The sequence below is a fragment of the Blautia luti genome (assembly GCF_013304735.1).
Lineage (GTDB): Bacteria > Bacillota > Clostridia > Lachnospirales > Lachnospiraceae > Blautia_A.
Window position 1 is genome coordinate 1 of sequence record NZ_JAAITI010000115.1, and the last position, 362, is coordinate 362.

General features: G+C 40.6%; 1 rRNA gene. It reads left to right on the forward strand.

Features of this window, described 5'->3' with window-relative positions:
- The first annotated feature begins 3 nt into the window (after nucleotides 1–3).
- A 5S ribosomal RNA gene (gene rrf, locus G5B06_RS18700) occupies nucleotides 4–121 on the forward strand.
- Nucleotides 122–362: the final 241 nt, after the last annotated feature.

A 362-nucleotide genomic window follows, 5' to 3' on the forward strand; every position in this document is an offset into this window, starting at 1 on the left:
ATTTCTGGTGCCGATGCGGTTGGGGGACACACCCGTTCCCATCCCGAACACGACGGTTAAGACCCAATCGGCCGATGGTACTGCACTGGAGACGGTGTGGGAGAGCAGGTGGGCGCCAGATCAAAAAAGAAAAACAGGTTAGCCTGATGAGAATAGATGCTGGTTTTACCAGTGATTTAAGAAGAAAAGATATTTTCTTTTTAAATGGCTGATAAAACATCAGTCAGCATTGTACCTTGAAAACTGCATACATGAGATTTGATTAAGTTAATCAAATATCCTTAAACGCAAAGTATTAAGAAATTAATGCAAACGCAAAGATAGGAAGACATCGATTTATCTGTTATTGAACAGAGTAATCA